The sequence below is a fragment of the Mesorhizobium sp. SEMIA396 genome (assembly GCF_024518615.1).
Lineage (GTDB): Bacteria > Pseudomonadota > Alphaproteobacteria > Rhizobiales > Rhizobiaceae > Mesorhizobium.
This window is the reverse complement of sequence record NZ_JANIFC010000006.1, coordinates 109,791-126,000: the sequence shown is the minus strand read 5'-3', so window position 1 is coordinate 126,000 and position 16,210 is coordinate 109,791. Positions and strand designations below refer to the sequence as shown.

13 protein-coding genes are annotated in these 16,210 nt (G+C 64.3%); 7 read left to right on the top strand and 6 right to left on the bottom strand.

Features of this window, described 5'->3' with window-relative positions; translation table 11 throughout:
* Positions 1 to 140: 140 nt before the first annotated feature.
* The 4 genes from NP503_RS16290 (at position 141) to NP503_RS16275 (ending at position 5,137) form a co-directional block, all read left to right on the top strand.
* On the top strand, positions 141 to 1,172 hold the full coding sequence (locus NP503_RS16290; RefSeq protein ID WP_127268261.1) for a BMP family protein: 1,032 nt from the start codon (positions 141 to 143) through the stop codon (positions 1,170 to 1,172).
* 251 nt (positions 1,173 to 1,423) lie between these two features.
* Positions 1,424 to 2,935, top strand: coding sequence for an ABC transporter ATP-binding protein (locus NP503_RS16285; protein ID WP_127268260.1), 1,512 nt, complete (start codon positions 1,424 to 1,426; stop codon positions 2,933 to 2,935).
* A gap of 205 nt (positions 2,936 to 3,140) precedes the next feature.
* Positions 3,141 to 4,196, top strand: a complete 1,056-nt coding sequence (locus NP503_RS16280) for an ABC transporter permease (RefSeq protein WP_127269072.1) — start codon at positions 3,141 to 3,143, stop codon at positions 4,194 to 4,196.
* Positions 4,193 to 5,137 (top strand): ABC transporter permease, encoded by a 945-nt coding sequence (locus NP503_RS16275; RefSeq protein ID WP_127269071.1) that lies wholly within the window; start codon positions 4,193 to 4,195, stop codon positions 5,135 to 5,137. The genes NP503_RS16280 and NP503_RS16275 overlap by 4 nt, the downstream gene beginning before the upstream one ends.
* Positions 5,138 to 5,234: 97 nt before the next feature.
* Here NP503_RS16275 and NP503_RS16270 read toward each other — a convergent pair whose 3' ends face one another.
* The gene (locus tag NP503_RS16270) at positions 5,235 to 6,002 is read right to left on the bottom strand and encodes an SDR family NAD(P)-dependent oxidoreductase (protein WP_127269070.1); all 768 of its coding nucleotides are present in this window, start codon (positions 6,000 to 6,002) and stop codon (positions 5,235 to 5,237) included.
* Positions 6,003 to 6,292: 290 nt separating this feature from the next.
* Here NP503_RS16270 and NP503_RS16265 point away from each other — a divergent pair, with 290 nt between their 5' ends.
* On the top strand, positions 6,293 to 6,448 hold the full coding sequence (locus NP503_RS16265) for a hypothetical protein (RefSeq protein WP_127269069.1): 156 nt from the start codon (positions 6,293 to 6,295) through the stop codon (positions 6,446 to 6,448).
* A 109-nt stretch (positions 6,449 to 6,557) separates the two neighbouring features.
* On the top strand, positions 6,558 to 7,499 hold the full coding sequence (locus NP503_RS16260) for an LLM class flavin-dependent oxidoreductase (RefSeq protein WP_127269073.1): 942 nt from the start codon (positions 6,558 to 6,560) through the stop codon (positions 7,497 to 7,499).
* A gap of 6 nt (positions 7,500 to 7,505) precedes the next feature.
* Here the strand turns inward: NP503_RS16260 and NP503_RS16255 are convergent, their stop codons facing one another.
* From NP503_RS16255 to NP503_RS16235, 5 genes are all read right to left on the bottom strand, one after another.
* Positions 7,506 to 8,192 carry a cysteine hydrolase family protein gene (locus tag NP503_RS16255; RefSeq protein WP_127269068.1) on the bottom strand — a complete coding sequence of 229 codons (687 nt, stop codon included), beginning with the start codon at positions 8,190 to 8,192 and terminating at the stop codon, positions 7,506 to 7,508.
* Between the two features lie 98 nt (positions 8,193 to 8,290).
* Positions 8,291 to 10,015: an ABC transporter ATP-binding protein gene (locus NP503_RS16250; protein ID WP_127273365.1), complete on the bottom strand. Its 1,725-nt coding sequence runs from the start codon at positions 10,013 to 10,015 to the stop codon at positions 8,291 to 8,293.
* 109 nt (positions 10,016 to 10,124) lie between these two features.
* Entirely contained in the window at positions 10,125 to 12,128 is a 2,004-nt protein-coding gene (gene fhuB / locus NP503_RS16245) for a Fe(3+)-hydroxamate ABC transporter permease FhuB (RefSeq protein WP_127276541.1), read from the bottom strand.
* Positions 12,125 to 12,985, bottom strand: coding sequence for an ABC transporter substrate-binding protein (locus tag NP503_RS16240; protein WP_127272291.1), 861 nt, complete (start codon positions 12,983 to 12,985; stop codon positions 12,125 to 12,127). The genes fhuB and NP503_RS16240 overlap by 4 nt, the downstream gene beginning before the upstream one ends.
* Positions 12,986 to 13,010: 25 nt before the next feature.
* Entirely contained in the window at positions 13,011 to 15,230 is a 2,220-nt protein-coding gene (locus NP503_RS16235) for a TonB-dependent siderophore receptor (protein WP_127270619.1), read from the bottom strand.
* A 181-nt stretch (positions 15,231 to 15,411) separates the two neighbouring features.
* On the opposite strand from NP503_RS16235, the gene NP503_RS16230 reads away from it, so the two are divergent.
* On the top strand, positions 15,412 to 16,203 hold the full coding sequence (locus NP503_RS16230) for an ATP-binding cassette domain-containing protein (RefSeq protein WP_164748715.1): 792 nt from the start codon (positions 15,412 to 15,414) through the stop codon (positions 16,201 to 16,203).
* The last annotated feature ends 7 nt before the right edge of the window (positions 16,204 to 16,210 follow it).

Here is a 16,210-nt window from a genome sequence, read left to right as displayed (position 1 = left end):
TTGGCCGGCTAAGATCAAGAATCCGGTGCGCGGTTCAAATTTGACCACGTGGACAAAAGTCTGGCGTCGTTCCATACTTCCCCGTCTGACATTTTCACGAACAGCCGGCTCGACACGGCTGTCGAACAGAGGGGAATGCAATGGAAAACCGGAACAATAAATCGCAGATAAAACGCGAAGGGCTTTCGCGACGCAATGTGCTGGAGCTGGGCGCGCTTGGTTTGGCAGCTGCGATGCTGCCGGGCGCCGCTTTCGCGGCGGACAAGAAGCTGAAGGTGGCGGCGATCTTCGCCACGCCGATCGAGGAGCCGTGGGACAACCAGATCCATGTCGCCTTGCAGAGGGCCGAGAAGGAACTCGGCATCGAATACAAATGGTCCGAGAAGGTGCAGACCGCCGATTTCAGCCGCGTCATGCGCGAATATGCGCAAGGCGGCTATGAGCTGGTGCTGGGCGATGCCTTCGCCGCCGAGCGTGAATCGCGCCGCACAGCCAAGCAATTCCCGAAGACCGCCTGGCTGTTCGGCTCCGGCGCCGGCCCGGCGGAACCCAATTTCGGCGTCTTCGACAACTGGATCCACGAGCCGGCCTATCTCTCCGGATTGATCGCCGGCAAGATGTCGAAGTCGGGCACGATCGGCGCCGTCGCGGCGATGGGCATTCCGGAAGTCAACCGGCTGGTCAACGCCTTCTTCGCCGGCGCCAGGGAGGTCAATCCCAACATCAAGAAGAAGGTCGCCTTCATCGGTTCCTTCTTCGATCCGCCCAAGGCCAAGGAAGCGGCGCTCGCGCAGATCGACGCCGGTGTCGACGTCATCTATGCCGAGCGCTTCGGCGTCATCGAAGCGGCGGTGGACAAGAAGATCCTTGCCATCTCCAACATGTCCGACCAGTCGAGCCTCGGCCCCGACACGGTCATCACCGGCCCGGTCTGGGACATGTATCCGACGGTCGAGCAGGCGATCAAACTGGTCAGGGCCGGCGTCTTCACCGCGCAGGACTATGGCGACTTCTCGCGCATGGCCAAGGGCGGCTCGCATCTGGCGCCCTACCACAAGTTCGACAAGACGCTGCCGGCGGACGTCAAGGAGCTGGTCGAGAAGAAGAAGGCCGAGATCCTCGAAGGCAATTTCCGGGTGGATGTGGACGAGAATACGCCGGTTTCGGATTGACGCTCTGGCTTTTGGGGTTGGTGCTAGGCGCCCCCCCTCTGTCCTGCCGGACATCTCCCCCTCAAGGGGGGAGATTGGCGGCTTTGTCGGCGGCACTCCTGCTTCGGCGTAGAAAATTGGCGAAAGCCGAAATGACATCCGATCTCCCCCCTTGAGGGGGAGATGGCCGGCAGGCCAGAGGGGGGTGCAGCGCATCCCTCTCAATCAAAGCTGAACCGCAAAGCCAACTCCGATCAGGAGCATCCTTGCCCTTGCCCGCCCCCCTCATCGAAATGCGCGGCATCACCAAGAGCTTCGGCGCCGTCAAGGCGAACGAGGCCGTCGATCTCAGCGTGGCACCCGGCGAGATCCTGGGGTTGCTGGGCGAGAACGGCGCCGGCAAGACGACGCTGATGAATGTGCTGTTCGGCGCCTATGCGCCCGATGCTGGGGAAATCCTCATCCAGGGCAAGCCGGTGCGGATCACCAGTTCCGCCGATGCGCTGGCCGCCGGCATCGGCATGGTGCACCAGCATTTTCACCTCGCGCCGCGGCTGACTGTGCTGGAAAATCTTTTGATCGGCATTCCCGGCAAGACAGGACGGATCGACCGCGCCGGCGGGCTGGCGCGGCTGGCCGAGATCGGCCGCCAGCATGGGCTGATGCTTGACCCGAACCTGCCGGTCTCGGCGCTGTCGGTCGGCGAGCAGCAGCGGCTCGAAATCGTCAAGGCTCTGTTTCGTGGCGCCAGGCTGCTGATCCTCGACGAGCCGACAGCGGTGCTGGCGCCAAGCGAGGTCGACGGGCTGTTTTCGGCGTTACGTTCTATGGCGGCGCAAGGTCTCGGCATCATCTTCATCTCGCACAAGCTCAATGAGGTGCGGGCGCTGACGCATCGCTGCACGGTGCTGCGGCATGGCCGCGTTGCCGGCCGCGTCGATGACCCGGCCAACACGACATCCTCGGAGATGGCAACACTGATGTGCGGCCATGAGATCGTGCCGCCGGCGCGGGGACCATCGGCGCCGGGTGCTGATGTGCTGACGCTCGACGGTATCTCAACCTCGCATCATTCCGGCACGGCGCTGCGCGACATATCGCTTGCCGTTCGTGCCGGCGAAATCCTCGGCATTGCCGGGGTGTCGGGCAATGGCCAGCGGGCGCTGGCGGAGGTGATCTCCGGCGTGCGGGCGCCCGATGCCGGCCGGATGACGATTGCCGGCCAAAAAGTCTCACGGTTTTCGCCGCGCGAGGTGCAGGCGCTCGGGCTCGGACGTATCCCGGAAGACCGTATGACGACCGGACTGGTGACCAACCTGCCGCTCGCCGATTCGATGGTGTTGCCGCGCATCGGCACCGCGGCGTTCAGCAGCAAAGGCCTGCTCAAGCCGCATGCGATCCGCGCTTTCGCTGAAGAACAAATCAAGGCCTATGACATCAGATGCCCCGGACCGATGACCCGGGCCGGCGCATTGTCCGGCGGCAATCTGCAGAAGGCGTTGTTGGCACGCGAGCTTGCCTTCGATCCGAAGGTGCTTGTTGTCTCGCAGCCGACGCGTGGGCTCGATATCGGTGCCGCCCGCTTCATCCATGAAAAGTTCCTCGACATGCGGACCAAAGGCTGCGGCATCATCGTCATTGGCGAGGATCTCGAAGAGCTGCTGGTGCTCTGCGACCGCATCGCGGTGATGTATGAGGGCCGCATCGTCGGCACGCTCGACAGCGCCGATGCAACGATAGCGCGGCTCGGCTTGATGATGACCGGGGCGGAGGGGAGAGCCTAGATGGACCTTCTGGCGGCGCTGACCCCCACCCCTAACCCCTCCCCACAAGGGGGAGGGGGGCACAGCTTCCGAGCCCGGACTTCTGCTGTTTTGTCGTGGTCGGCGCCTGCGAGAGTTCCCCTCCCCCTTGTGGGGAGGGGCTAGGGGTGGGGGTCCCTCTTCGTCAGAATTCTTGTTCGACAGACAGAACAGAGGGTGCCGCCTAATGTTCCGCCTGGAAGCCCGCACAAGCACACCTGCCTGGTTCAACCTCGCTCTGCCATTGCTGGCGATCGGCGGGACGCTCATCCTATGCAGCGGCCTCATCGCGCTGGCCGGCGCCGGCGTGCTCGAAGCCTATGGCGTGATGTTCACGGCGTCGCTGGGCGACAGCTATGCGATCACCGAAACGATGGTGCGTGCAACACCCATGATCTTCACCGGACTGGCGGTCGCGGTCGCCTTCCGGGCCAAATTCTGGAACATCGGCGCCGAGGGGCAATTGCTGGCCGGCGCGGTGGCCAGCTGCTTTGTCGGCGCCATTCCAATGCCGGGGCCGCTCGCCATGGTCTTGATGGCGGTCGCCGGTGCCGCGGCGGGAGCCGCAGTCGCGCTGGTGCCGGCGACGCTCAGAGTAAAATTCAAGGTCGACGATGTCGTCAGTTCGCTGCTGCTCAACTCGGTCATCTATTATGCGCTGATGGCGCTGATCGAAGGCCCGTGGAAGGACTCCTTCAGCGGCTATCCGATCTCGCCGCCGATCGAGGATTCGGCCAATTTCCCGGTGCTGCTCGAAGGCACAAGACTGCATCTCGGCGTCGTCGCGGCGCTGATCGCGGCGCCGCTGACCTGGTTCCTGATCGTGCGCACGACGCTCGGCTTCAGGATCAGGGTCACCGGCGAAAACCCGGAAGCCGCCAGATATGGCGGCATCCATGTCGAGCGGGTGCTGATCTCGACGGCGCTGCTGTCCGGCGCGCTGGCCGGGTTGGCCGGCGTCGGCGAGGTCGGCGGCGTGCATTTCCAGGTGATGAGCGACATCTCGCCGGGCTACGGCTATTCCGGCATCGTTGTTGCCATGCTGGCGCGGCTCAACCCGCTCGGCGTGGTGCCGGCGGCGATCTTCCTTGCCGCCGTGATGACCGGCGCCGAAGCGATGTCGCGGGCGACCGGCGTGCCGGCCTTCCTCAGCGACGTCATCCAGGGCACCGCATTGCTTTCCATGCTGGTGGCGCTGCTGTTCACCGCCTATCGCATCCGCCGCGTCGGGGTTGCCCGATGAGCGCGGTGTTCGAACAGATCTTCCAGGTCGGCTTCCTGGCCGCGATCATCCGCATCGCCACGCCGCTGGCTTTTGCAACGCTCGGCGAAATGTTCTCGGAGCGGGCTGGCGTGCTCAATCTCGGCATCGAAGGCATCATGCTGTTGTCGGCGATGACCGGCTTTACCGCCGCCAGTCTCAGCGGCAGCCTGTGGCTCGGCGTGCTGGCTGCGGTGCTGACCGGCATGCTGATGGGCGCGCTGCATGCGCTGTTCACTGTGGCGCTCGGCCTCAGCCAGCATGTCTGCGGCATCGGCGTGACGCTGTTCTCGTCGGGCCTCGCCTATTTCCTCTACCGGCTGATCTTCGGCCAGCAGTCGGTGCCGCCCAACATCAAGGGGTTTCAGACACTGCCGATCCCGCTCCTTTCGGACATCCCGGTGCTCGGGACGGCGGTGTTCAGCCAGTTCGCGCTGGTCTACATGGCGATCCTGGCCATTCCGCTGGCCGCCTTCGTGCTCTACCGCACGCCATGGGGCCTGTCGGTGCGTATGGTCGGCGAAAACCCGCGCGCCGCCGATTCGGCGGGGGTCAGCGTCATTGCCACGCGCTTCCAGGCAGTCATCCTCGGCGGTGCGCTGATGGGGCTGGCCGGCGCCTTTCTGTCGATGGCGCAGTTCAACGCCTTCACCTTCGGCGTCGTCTCGGGGCGTGGCTGGGTGGCGATCGCGCTGGTCGTGTTTGGCCGCTGGGATCCGTGGCGCTCGGCGGGGGCGGCGCTGCTGTTCGCCTTCGTCGATGCGCTGCAGTTGCGCATGCAGGCCAGCGGGCTCGGACACATCCCCTACGAGGCGTTCCTGATGCTGCCGTTCATCTTCACCATTGTCGCCATGGCGGTGATGTCGCGCAACGCGACGGCACCGTCGGCGCTGCTCAAGCCGTTTCGACGGGAAGAACGGTAGACGAGCAGGACTTGGTGCCTTTCCTCTCCCCCGATCGACGGGGTAGAGGAAGGGCGACAAGCTGTCCCTGGGACGAAGAACCTGTCCCTGGAAAGCCTCACATCGCCGTAAAACCATTGTCAACGAACAGATGCGTGCCGTTGACGAAGCTCGACTCGTCGCTGGCCAGGTAGAGCGCTGCCCTCGCCACCTCTTCCGGCTCGCCGATGCGGCCCTGCTGCGCGGCCAGTGCCGCGTCGGAGACGTCGACGCCGAGCCTGCCGAGGTCGGCGACCTCGCGCAGGCCGTGCGGTGTACGGATGAAGCCGGGGCAGACGGCGTTGCAGCGGATGTTGCGGTCGCGGAACTCGACGGCGATGGCGCGGGCGAACATGTGGCAGGCGCCCTTGGTGGTGTCGTAGAGCACTTCGTTGGGAGTCGCCGCCACCGCCGAGATCGACGAAGTACAGACGATCGAGCCGCCGCCGGCCGCAATCATGCCGGGCAAAACGGCGCGCGTCATCAGGAACATCGAGCGCACATTGACGGCATGCAGCCAGTCCCATTCCTGCACCGTGGTCTCCAGGAAGGGCTTTATCACGATGGTGCCGGCGTGGTTGAACAGCACGGTGACCGGTCCGAGTTTTTCGATAGCACCCTTCACGGCCGCTTCGACCTGTGCCTCGTCGGAGACGTCGGCGACAAAATGCTCGGCGAGATGGCCGCGCGCCCTGATTGTCGCTGCGGTTGCGGCGGCCGCCTCGCCGTTGCGGTCGATGATCGCCACCTTGGCGCCTTCGGCGGCGAACAGCTCCGAAGCCGCTCCACCCATTCCCGTCGCGCCCCCCGAAATGATGGCGACCTTGCCGGCCAGTCTTGTGCCCATTTTTCTGCCCCCTGTGTGGCGATTTCGCTTTGCTGGTGGGCGATGCTACCGCGCCGGCGCCGGGCGGCCAATCCACGAATTGAGCGCAGCGAAAGCAAGGTCATAGGTCCATTCGGACGCAGAAGCAAAAAACGGACGCTCCATATGGATCGGCCGTTAGAGTGCTCCCTCTAAGCAAGTGCCTACCAACTTCCAGCACCATAGGAGAAAATTATTCCATCTTTGGCCTAAAAATAGCAATCGACAAAGTCTACAAGTTTTATAGATTAACCGCCGAGACGGAGGTCGATATGTCCTATATCCAGAACGCCCAGACGGATCGCAGTGATCAGCGGTCGGCCAATGCCCAGGCCTTTCGCCCGGCCTATGCCGGGGCTTTCGCCTATCTCGTCTTTGCCCTTGCGTTCGTGTTCACCGGGGCCGTTGTGCTGGGCCTTATTCCCTGAGTCGTCAGATCGACCGGGCTTAGCTGCCCACCGCTTTCAGGCAATCGGAGTTGAATGAACCGAATCCTCGGCGTGCTTTCGCGCGCCCGACACCACGGAGGACATGGCAATGCCGATCGAGTTCACGCATATTCCCGGTAAGACCGCCGATGCCGCGGTTCCCTTTTTCTACGACTTTGCCGAGACCGCGACCAAGCTCGGGCTGATCGAGGATGGCGGCTTCCGCAAGATCGTCATCGACGATTCGGCCGGACTGCTGACCAACATGGATTTTGCGGCCCAGGTGCTCGATCGCACCTCGTCGCTGGAAGTCGTGCTCACCCATTGGGCGGGCGTGGTCGAACCGACCGTGGCGGCCCGCCAACTGGCGTCGATCGACAGGAAAAGCGGCGGGCGCCTGGCGCTGAGAATGATCAGCGAGCCGCTGAGCGACGCCGACGCCGAAACACGGCCGGTCGGGCACACCGTCATCTGGCAGCGCATCGACGAATATCTGGTGCTGCTGAAGCGGCTGTGGTCGAACGACCGGCCCTTCGACCACGAAGGAACGTTCTACAGCATCAAGGGCGGCTATGTGCCGCGCAAGGGACCGCACGGCGCCGACCTGGTCATCCGCATGGGCGGGCAGTCCGGAACGGCACTCAAAGTTGCCGGCCGGCATGCCGATGTCTTTGAATTGGCGCCCGGCTCGATCGACGAGATCCGGCAATTGATGGAGCGGGTGCGCCGCTCCGCCGCCGAACATGGTCGGGCCGGCAAGCTGCGCTTCGCGCTTCCGGTCGGGATTCACCAAGGTGCTTCCGCCTCCGGCCACAAGGCGGTCGATGTTGCCGGGCCACCAGCCCAGGCCGCCCTGTCGCTGCTTGCGTATGCAGCCCTTGGGATCGATGAATTCATGATTGTCGGCGTCGACACGCCACGCGAGATCGCAACGCTCGGCCGGGAAACGATCGCTCTGCTGCGCAATTCGCTGGCGCGTCGCGAACACGAGGCATTCCAGCCTGGGGCATATGCGTCTCGTGCAGGATTGGAGACGCGGGCAACGGGCTGAAGTTCTTCAGCCTTTTGTTGCCTCGGGCCTGTCGCCAAGCCGCGACAGGCCTTCAATGACAGCGCTCGAACCCGTTAGCGCGCCGAAGACGCCGTCTTCAACCGTCACCATGTGAAGGGCTGCTTCGTGCGCTTGTCTGTCGCCGCTGGCGCAGGCGTCCGAAATCGTCAGGCATTGGAAATTGCGGTCGCAGGCCTCACGCAGCGTGGTGTGGACGCAGACATCCGTGGTGCATCCGGAAAACAGCAGATGCGTGATGCCTTGCGCGCGCAGCACAAGTTCGAAATCCGTATAGGTGAAAGCGCTGTTGCAGGTCTTGTCGACGATGATGTCCTGCGGGGCGACGTCGATCTCCGGAACGATCTGGAATCCTGGACCAGAGCGCAGCAGGATTTCGGTGCCTTCGAGCCCAGCGCGCTTGCGGCGCCATGTCTCGTAGGGCGTCATGTCGGCCATGTCAGCCCGGTAGCCCTGCCTGGTGTGGATGACCCTGACACCGGCCTTGCGGGCGGCTGATATCAGCCGGCTCACGGTCGGCAGGATCGCCCTGAGCGGCGAGGGATCATATCCCTGCCTGGCGAAGTAGCCCGTCGTCGACAGGAAATCCTGCTGCAGGTCGATGACGATCAGCGCGGTGGTTTCGGCCATCAGCCTGCCGTCATAGGGAAAGTCGAAGGGCGTCGCCTTGATCATTTTTGGCTCCCGTTTTTCGATCGGCACTTGTTTGCTTGACGCAATTCCGAACGGAAACCGTTTCACACTTTCCCTGGAATTGCTCCAGCGGTTTCGTATCAGCGCGACGACACCAGATGCTGGGCGTCATGCAGGCGCCGATAGATGCCGCCGGCGCGGAGCAGTTCGCTGTGCGAACCCTGTTCGACGACGCCCGACTCCGAGACGACGACGATGCGGTCGGCGCCGCGGATCGTTGCCAGCCGGTGTGCGATGACCAGCGTGGTTCGGCCCTCGGCAAGTTCGGCCAACGACTTCTGGATTTCGCGCTCGGTCTCGGTGTCGAGCGCCGACGTCGCCTCGTCGAGGATAAGGATCGGCGGGTTCTTCAGGAACATGCGGGCGATCGCCAGCCGCTGCTTCTGGCCGCCGGACAATTTTACGCCGCGCTCGCCGATGATCGTGTCATAGCCGGCCGGCAGGCCCGATATCATGCCGTCGAGCTGCGCCCGCCGCGCGGCATCGGCGATAGCCTCGTCGGAGGCGCCGAGACGGCCATAGGCGATGTTTTCGCGGATCGAGCCCCCGAACAGGAACACATCCTGCTGGACGATGCCGATCTGGCCGCGCAGCGAAGCGAGCGTCATGTCCCTGATATCGATGCCGTCGATGCTGATCGCGCCGGCGCTGACCTCGTAGAAACGTGGCAGCAGCGAGCAGATGGTGGTCTTGCCGGCGCCGGACGGGCCGACGAAGGCGATGGTTTCGCCGGCGTGGATGGTGAGATCGATACCCCTGAGCACCGGCTTGCCGTCGCCATAGCCGAAGCTGACACCGCGATATTCGATGTCGCCCTTGAGGCCGCCCACAGTCACGGCACCTGGCCGGTCGGCAATGTCGGGTTCGGTGTCGAGTAGCTCGGTGTAGCGCCGGAAGCCGGCAATACCCTTGGGATAGGTCTCGATCACCGAGTTGATCTTCTCTATCGGCCGTACGAAGACTCCGACCAAAAGCAGGAAGCCGACGAAGCCGCCATTGCTGAGGCCTCCCGTGATGACGAGATAGCTGCCGGCGATCATGACCACGAGCTGGATCAGCCTTATGCCCATATAGTTCAGCGAATTGCTGGCCGACATGATGCGGTAGGCGTCGAGCTTGGTCTGGCGGTAGCGCTGGTTGTCATGCGCGAACAGCGTGCGCTCATGCTCCTCATTGGCGAAGGCCTGGACGACGCGCATGCCGCCGACATTCTCCTCGATGCGGACGTTGAAATCGCCGACACGCCGGTACAGCGCCTGCCAGTTGCGCTCCATGCGGTCGCCGTAGCGCATCGTCACCCAGGCGATCAGAGGCACGATCACCGCCGTGATCAGCGCCAGATGCATGTTGACCGTGAACATCAGCACGAAGGCGCCGGCGAAGGTCATGATGGCGATGAACAGGTCCTCGGGGCCGTGATGGGCGATCTCGCCGATCTCCTCGAGGTCCTTGGTGACACGGCCGACGAGATGGCCGGTCTTGTGGTTGTCGTAGAAGCGGAACGACAGCTTCTGCAAATGGTCGAAACTCTTGCGCCGCATCTCGGTCTCGATGTTGATGCCGAGCATGTGACCCCAATAGGTGACGACCGCCATCAGCACGGTGTTGAGCAGGTAAATCACCAGCAGCCCGGCAGACGCGATGATGATCAAGGTCCAGTCCTGCTGCGGCAGCAGCTGGTCGACGAAGGTGCGGACCGCCATGGGAAAGCCGAGTTCAAGCAGGCCGGCCAGCACCGCGCAGGAGAAGTCGAGCGCGAACAGCCCCTTCCAGGGCGCGTAGTAGGAAAGGAAACGTCTGATCATCGAGGTGAACCGCAAGCTGTCTTGACGGGCGCGGTGAGCGCGCCGGCCGTCATCGGTGGGCGCTGCTTACAATCGGCAGCGCAAGGGCGGCAATATGCCAGGACGGACTTCATTGCCTGCCTTTCCACATCAGCGCCATGAAATAGGGGCCGCCGACGAAGGCGGCGATGAGGCCGGCCGGCACTTGCCAGGGAAAGATCAGCGTCCGCCCTGCCCAGTCGGCGGCAACGAGGATCAGCCCGCCTGTCATGGCCGAGGCCAGAAGCTGCGGCACGGCGCGGTGGAAGCCAAGCATGCGTGCGAGGTGCGGCGCCATCAGGCCGACGAAGCTCAGCGGGCCGATGACCAATGTCGCGGTTGCGGTGGCCAATGCGGTGAGCGCAAGCAATGTGGCGCGAACACGTCCCAGTCGCAGGCCAAGGCCACGCGCGGCGGTTTCGCCGAGCGGCAGTATATCGAGCCAGCGCGCGGTCAGCGGCGCCAGCGCGAGGACGGTGACCGCGACCGTTGCGGCGGTGAAGGCATCCGTTGGCGTTGCGCGATAGGTCGATCCCGACAGCCAGGCGAGCAGGAAGTCCATGCGCGGATCGCCGCTGGCCAGAAGCAGCGCGGCGAAGGCGGACGCGACCGTCGCAACGGCGACGCCGGCAAGCAGCAGCCGTTCCGGCGACAGGGCATTGCGTCGCCCGACCAGCACGACGATCGTCAGCGCCAGCAAGGCGCCCGCCAAGGCCGCGCCGAGCATTGTTGAGCGGTCGAAGCTGTCGCTGAGCAGCAGCAGCGCCAGCACGCCGAAAGAGGCGCCGCCGGAAATGCCCAGGACCTCGGGTGCGGCCATCGGGTTGCCGGTCATGCGCTGCATCAGCGTGCCGGCGACGGCGAGCAGGACGCCCGCCGACAGGGCGACGACGACGCGAGGCGCGCGCAGGGCAAGCAGCTCGGTCAAATCCGCGGATGCGATCCAGTGCCAACCGCCTGCGCCACGGCCAAAGCCGATGGCGAGGACAACCGCGAGGATGAGCGCCAGCAGGCCCGCGATCAACGGCAGGCCGTTTGTCGGCAGGCGTATCGACGACACCATGTCGGCCTGCCTTTCGGGGGTGGTTCGCATTCGCGGCAACAGGAACAGCAGCAGCGGCGCGCCGAGCAAAGCGGTCGCGGTGCCGGCGGGGATTTCGCCGGTGAACGGCAAATGCTGCACCAGCCGGTCGGTGAGCCAGAGCAGGGCACCGCCGACCAGCGGCGACCAGACCAGGCGGCGGCCAAGCGTGCGCGCTCCGGCCAGCCGCGCCAGCGCCGGGGCGGCGAGCGCCACGAAACCGATGACGCCCACCTCGGCGACGACCAGCGCGCTAAGCGAGACGGCGACTGTCATGCCGGCAAGGCGGATGACGGCCGGCCGGGTGCCGAGCGATGCCGCGCCGTCGTCGCTGAGGTCGAGCAGGCGTAGCGGTCGCCAGAGTAGGAGCGCGGCGCAGATGCCGGCCAGCAGCCATGGCGCCAGAACAAGGACCGCCGCGTCGCCATTCTGCACCAGCGAGCCGCTCTGCCAGATGAACAGCTCCTCGGTGTATTCGCGGTTGAGCGCCATCAGCAGCGCGCCGGCCGAGCCGAAAGTGAGGCTGACGACGAGGCCGGCGATGATGATCGACACTGGCGAAAAGCTGCGCCCGCGCGCCAGTGCGAAAACGGCTGATGTGGCGAGCGCGCCGCCAGCCAGCGCCACGCCTTCGCGGCCACCTTCCAGCAACCATGGTGCGTAGAGGGTGGCGGCCGCCAATGCGAGGCTCGCTCCGGCATTGGTGCCGATCGTGGTCGGCTCGGCCAGCGGGTTGCGCAGCACATGCTGCATGACGACACCGGCGAGACCAAGTGCCGCGCCGGCCAGCATGCTGACGGCGACACGCGGGAGGAAGGCATAGCGATACAGCAACTGCGCTGGATCGGATGTGTCGGGAGCGGTGAGCGCATGCCACCACAAGTGCGTCGGGAAAAGGTTGATGAGATCGAAGATGGTCAGCATCAGTGCCAGGCCCGCGGGCACGGCCACCAGCAGGATGAACGCGCCGATGCCGTCGCGCTGTCGCGGCAGGGACATTGCCTGAGCGATCATGCCGCTGCCACGAATTCGGCGAAACGCGCGGCAGCAGTGAGACCGCCGAACGGCCAGACCGGCGGAATGGTCCGCACCTGGCCGTTCCGGACGCAGGGCAGATTGGCCCAGAGCGAGCTGCGGGCAATCCTGATCCTGACGTGCGGCGGGATCGGATCGAGCGAGATCAGTTGCGCCTCGCCGACGGCGACCAGTTCCTCGATGCCGACCGTCGAAAAACCCCATTCATTGGTGGCGCCGGTCCAGGCGTTGACGAGGCCGAGCCGGTCGAGGACATCCTGCAGCAGGCTGCCGGCGCCGTAGACGCGGACATGGCGATCGTCGAACATGCTGACGACGCAGACCGGTTTTTGCACCGCCCGCTCCAGCCTGGCACGCGCTTGGGCGATCGAGGCTTCGGTGCGCCCGACAAGGTTTTCTGCTTCCGTCCTGCGGCCAAGCATGTCGCCAAGCTGCAGCGTCACCTGTTGCGCCTGCGCGTAAGGTGGAGCCTTGCCGCTGTAGAACGGCACGTTGAAGGTCGGCGCCAATCTGGTGAAGCTGTTCTCGTCCAAGCCATAGCCATAGGCGCCGACGATCAGGTCGGGCCGCAACTCCCGAAGCAGTTCGATATTGGGCTCGCTGCGCGATCCCAGGTCGATGGTGGCCTGCGGCAGCGCCGGGCCCTGCACCCAGTCGCCATAACCCCTGGTGTCGCCGACGGCGAGCGGCGACAGGCCGAGCGAGACCACCAGTTCGGCCGATGTCCATTCCAGGCAGACGACGCGGGCAGGTGCCGCGCGTGCCATGCCGCCCGGCAAAGCGAGGCCGGTCGCGGCGAGGCCGGCAAGATACTGGCGCCGTGTCAGCGCCGCCATTTTGGGCCGGCCCGCCACATTGCTTTTACCATGTGTATTTCACCGAACCGTTGATCCTGCGGCCTTCGCCGTAGAAGCAGCCGAAGCCCGAAGAGAAACAGGAGGCGACATAGCGTTTGTCCAACAGATTGCTGGCATTGAGGCTGAGCGTGGCGTTCTGCCAGGTGTAATGCACCGCCGCGTCGGCAAGCACGACCGATGGGACCTTGAAGCTGTTGGCGTCGTCGCCATAGGTCGAGCCGACATAGCGGACACCGGCGCCCAGCCCCAGGCCCTCCAGGCGGCCGCTGCCGAAGGTGTAATTCGCCCACAGCGACGCGGAATGCTTCGGCACGCCGAAGGGCGTATTGCCTTCATTGCTGATCGAACTCCCATTATCATCAACAACAGAAGTCGCCTTGGTGATCCTGGTGTCGAGATAGGTGTAGGCCGCTCTCAGGTCGAAGCCGGAATCGAGGCTGGCAACGGCCTCGAGTTCGACGCCGCGCGAGCGGATCTTGCCGGTCTGGAACATGTCGTCGGGCCGGCCCTCATTGCCATAGCGCACGACATTCTGTCGGGTCAGGTCGAAAACCGATGCCGTAATGAAGGAATTCCACCCGGTCGGCTGGTATTTCAGCCCGATCTCGTACTGCCTGCCGGTCTCGGGCACGAACAGATTGCCGTCGCTGTCGGCGCCGGCCACGGGCTGGAACGATTCGGAGTAGCTGACATAGGGCGCAAGCCCGTTGTCGGCGAGATAGACGAGCCCCGCCCGGCTGGTGAAGGCGTTGTCCTTCTGCTCGGGAATGTAGCCGCCGGCCAGATTGTCGTAGACCTTGGCGTCCGACCAATCCTGGCGGCCGCCAAGGGTCAGCCGCCAGTTGCCGAGCTTTACCTGGTCCTGCGCATAGAGACCGACTTGCTGCTGGGTGGTGTCGGTATCGGTGTAGGGCGTCAGATCGGTGATCGGGTACCCGTAAACCGGATCGAAGACGTTGAAACCGTCCTCGACGGTCCCTTCCGAGGCATAGTCGCGGTAAGTATAGCGTTTGTAGTCGAGGCCGACGAGCAGCGTGTGGGCGAGCGGCCCGGTGTCGAAATCGGCTTGTGCCTGGTTGTCGATGGTGACGCCGCTGAGTTTGGTGCCGCCGGCATCTGCATAACGGTAGTAGTCGCCGCTTGAAGGTTCCAGGCCGTTCGAGTCCGTCAGTCCGCCACCAAAGACGCCTTCCTCGGTGTGGGTAAGGTGGACGTAGCGGGCATGCTGTCGAACCTGCCAGGTTTCGTTGAAACGGTGATCGAATTCGTAGCCGATCGAGGCCTGGTCGTTGTTGTAGGAGTCGAAGCCGGGTTCGCCGACGAACATGCTGTTCGGCAGGTACTTGCCGTCCTTGCCCGGTATGACCGTGCCGTAGGCAGGCAGATACTGCATCGCCCAGCCCGAGCGATCGCGCTGATAGTTGGCGAGGATGGTCAGGCTGGTGTCGGCATCGGGCTGCCAGGTGATCGCCGGCGCGATGAAGATGCGGTCGTCCTTGACGAAGTCGGTCTGCGTGTCGCCCATGTGAGCGGCGCCGGTGAGGCGAAACAGCAGCGACTTGTCGGCGTTCACGGCACCGCTGAAGTCGAACTTGCCTTCATACCGGTTGAAGCTGCCACCACCGAATTCGACCTCGCGCAGGTTTTCCTCGGTTGGCCGCTTGCTGACATAGTTGATGATGCCGCCGGGGCTTGCCTGGCCATAAAGTACCGACGCCGGTCCGCGCAGCACCTCGTAGCGTTCCGCGCCATAGGAATCGAGTGCGGTGAACAGGGTGAAATTGCTCTCCTTGAGCTGCAGCCCGTCCCTGTAGAAGACGCCGCTGGCGTTCGAAATGCCGCGCAACTGCAGGCCGAGGCCGCGATTGTCGGTGCCGTAGAGATTGCCGGTGGCGCCGGGTGTGTAGCGCAACGCGCTGTTCAGGCTGTCGACGGCCTGCGCTTCCATCTGGTCCCTGGTGATGACCGATATCGATTGCGGCGTCTCGATCAGCGGCGTGTCGGTCTTGCTGCCGGTGGAGCCCTTTGTGGCAACGTAGCCCTTGACCGGCCCGAAAGCGCTTTCGACACGTTCCTGGACTTTGATCGGGTCTAGGGTGGTGGTGACCGTCTCCTGGGCCAGTGCATGGCCGCAGCCAAGCAGGGCCGGCAGCGACACCGTTGCGATCAGCAGGCGCTTGCGCGCTATCCGGTTCCGCCAAATCGGTCCATGTCCTGAAATCATCCTTTGCGCCCCCTGTTTCCAAATTTTCGTGCCGATATTGCCGGTCGCGACGATTTGTTGATCGTTGCAGTCATCTTCAATGTTGACTAGTAAGGTCATGTTTCATAGTCAACCGGGCACGACCCGTCGAAATGCCGGAATCTGGAAATGCGGGCGGCCGCACTGGAGAAAAGCCATGAGCATGGCTGGAATTGATGCCCAGACTGCCTTCCATATCGACGCGGTGCGCTTTGCCGTCGGCGAGCGGACGCTGCTCGGTCCGGTCTCGCTCGAACTGGAGCGCTCGCGCGTCTATGGGCTGATCGGCCACAATGGTTCGGGCAAGTCGACGCTTATCAAGCTCATGGCGCGCCAGCAGCCGACGAGTTCAGGCGCCATCACTTTCGCCAGACGTCCGTTGCCGCAATGGGGTGCCCGCGAATTTGCCCGCGCGCTTGCCTATCTGCCGCAGACGACGCCTGCGGCGACCGGCCTGACCGTGCGCGAACTGGCGACGCTCGGGCGCTATCCCTGGCATGGCGCGCTTGGCCGTTTCCGCGCCGAGGACAGGCAGCATGTCGAGGAGGCGCTGGCCCTGACCGATATGGAGGGTTTTGCCGACCGGCTGGTGGACGAATTGTCGGGCGGCGAGCGCCAGCGCGCCTGGCTCGCCATGCTGGTGGCGCAGAACGCCGGCGTCATGCTGCTCGACGAGCCGATTTCGGCACTCGACATCGCCCATCAGGTCGAGGTGCTCGGGCTGGTCAAGGAGCTCAGCCGCAAACGCGACCTATGTGTCGTCGTCGTGCTGCACGATCCCAACATGGCGGCGCGCTACTGCGACGAACTGATCGCGCTCAAGGACGGCAAGCTGCTGACGCGCGGCACGCCAGGCGAAATCATGCGTAGCGATGTGCTGAAAGGCATTTTCGGTGTGGAGATGGGCGTGTTCGCGCACCCCGTCACCGGCCAGCCTGTCGGCTATGTGCAGTGACAATATC

Bases quoted from the DNA above. Each gene is read 5' to 3' on its own strand.
- NP503_RS16260 (WP_127269073.1), top strand. From the start codon at position 6,558: ATGCCGATCGAGTTCACGCATATTCCCGGTAAGACCGCCGATGCCGCG.
- NP503_RS16280 (WP_127269072.1), top strand. From the start codon at position 3,141: ATGTTCCGCCTGGAAGCCCGCACAAGCACACCTGCCTGGTTCAACCTC.
- NP503_RS16235 (WP_127270619.1), bottom strand. From the start codon at position 15,230: ATGATTTCAGGACATGGACCGATTTGGCGGAACCGGATAGCGCGCAAG.
- NP503_RS16240 (WP_127272291.1), bottom strand. From the start codon at position 12,985: ATGGCGGCGCTGACACGGCGCCAGTATCTTGCCGGCCTCGCCGCGACC.
- NP503_RS16230 (WP_164748715.1), top strand. From the start codon at position 15,412: ATGGCTGGAATTGATGCCCAGACTGCCTTCCATATCGACGCGGTGCGC.
- NP503_RS16265 (WP_127269069.1), top strand. From the start codon at position 6,293: ATGTCCTATATCCAGAACGCCCAGACGGATCGCAGTGATCAGCGGTCG.
- NP503_RS16290 (WP_127268261.1), top strand. From the start codon at position 141: ATGGAAAACCGGAACAATAAATCGCAGATAAAACGCGAAGGGCTTTCG.
- NP503_RS16275 (WP_127269071.1), top strand. From the start codon at position 4,193: ATGAGCGCGGTGTTCGAACAGATCTTCCAGGTCGGCTTCCTGGCCGCG.
- fhuB (WP_127276541.1), bottom strand. From the start codon at position 12,128: ATGATCGCTCAGGCAATGTCCCTGCCGCGACAGCGCGACGGCATCGGC.
- NP503_RS16250 (WP_127273365.1), bottom strand. From the start codon at position 10,015: ATGATCAGACGTTTCCTTTCCTACTACGCGCCCTGGAAGGGGCTGTTC.
- NP503_RS16270 (WP_127269070.1), bottom strand. From the start codon at position 6,002: ATGGGCACAAGACTGGCCGGCAAGGTCGCCATCATTTCGGGGGGCGCG.
- NP503_RS16255 (WP_127269068.1), bottom strand. From the start codon at position 8,192: ATGATCAAGGCGACGCCCTTCGACTTTCCCTATGACGGCAGGCTGATG.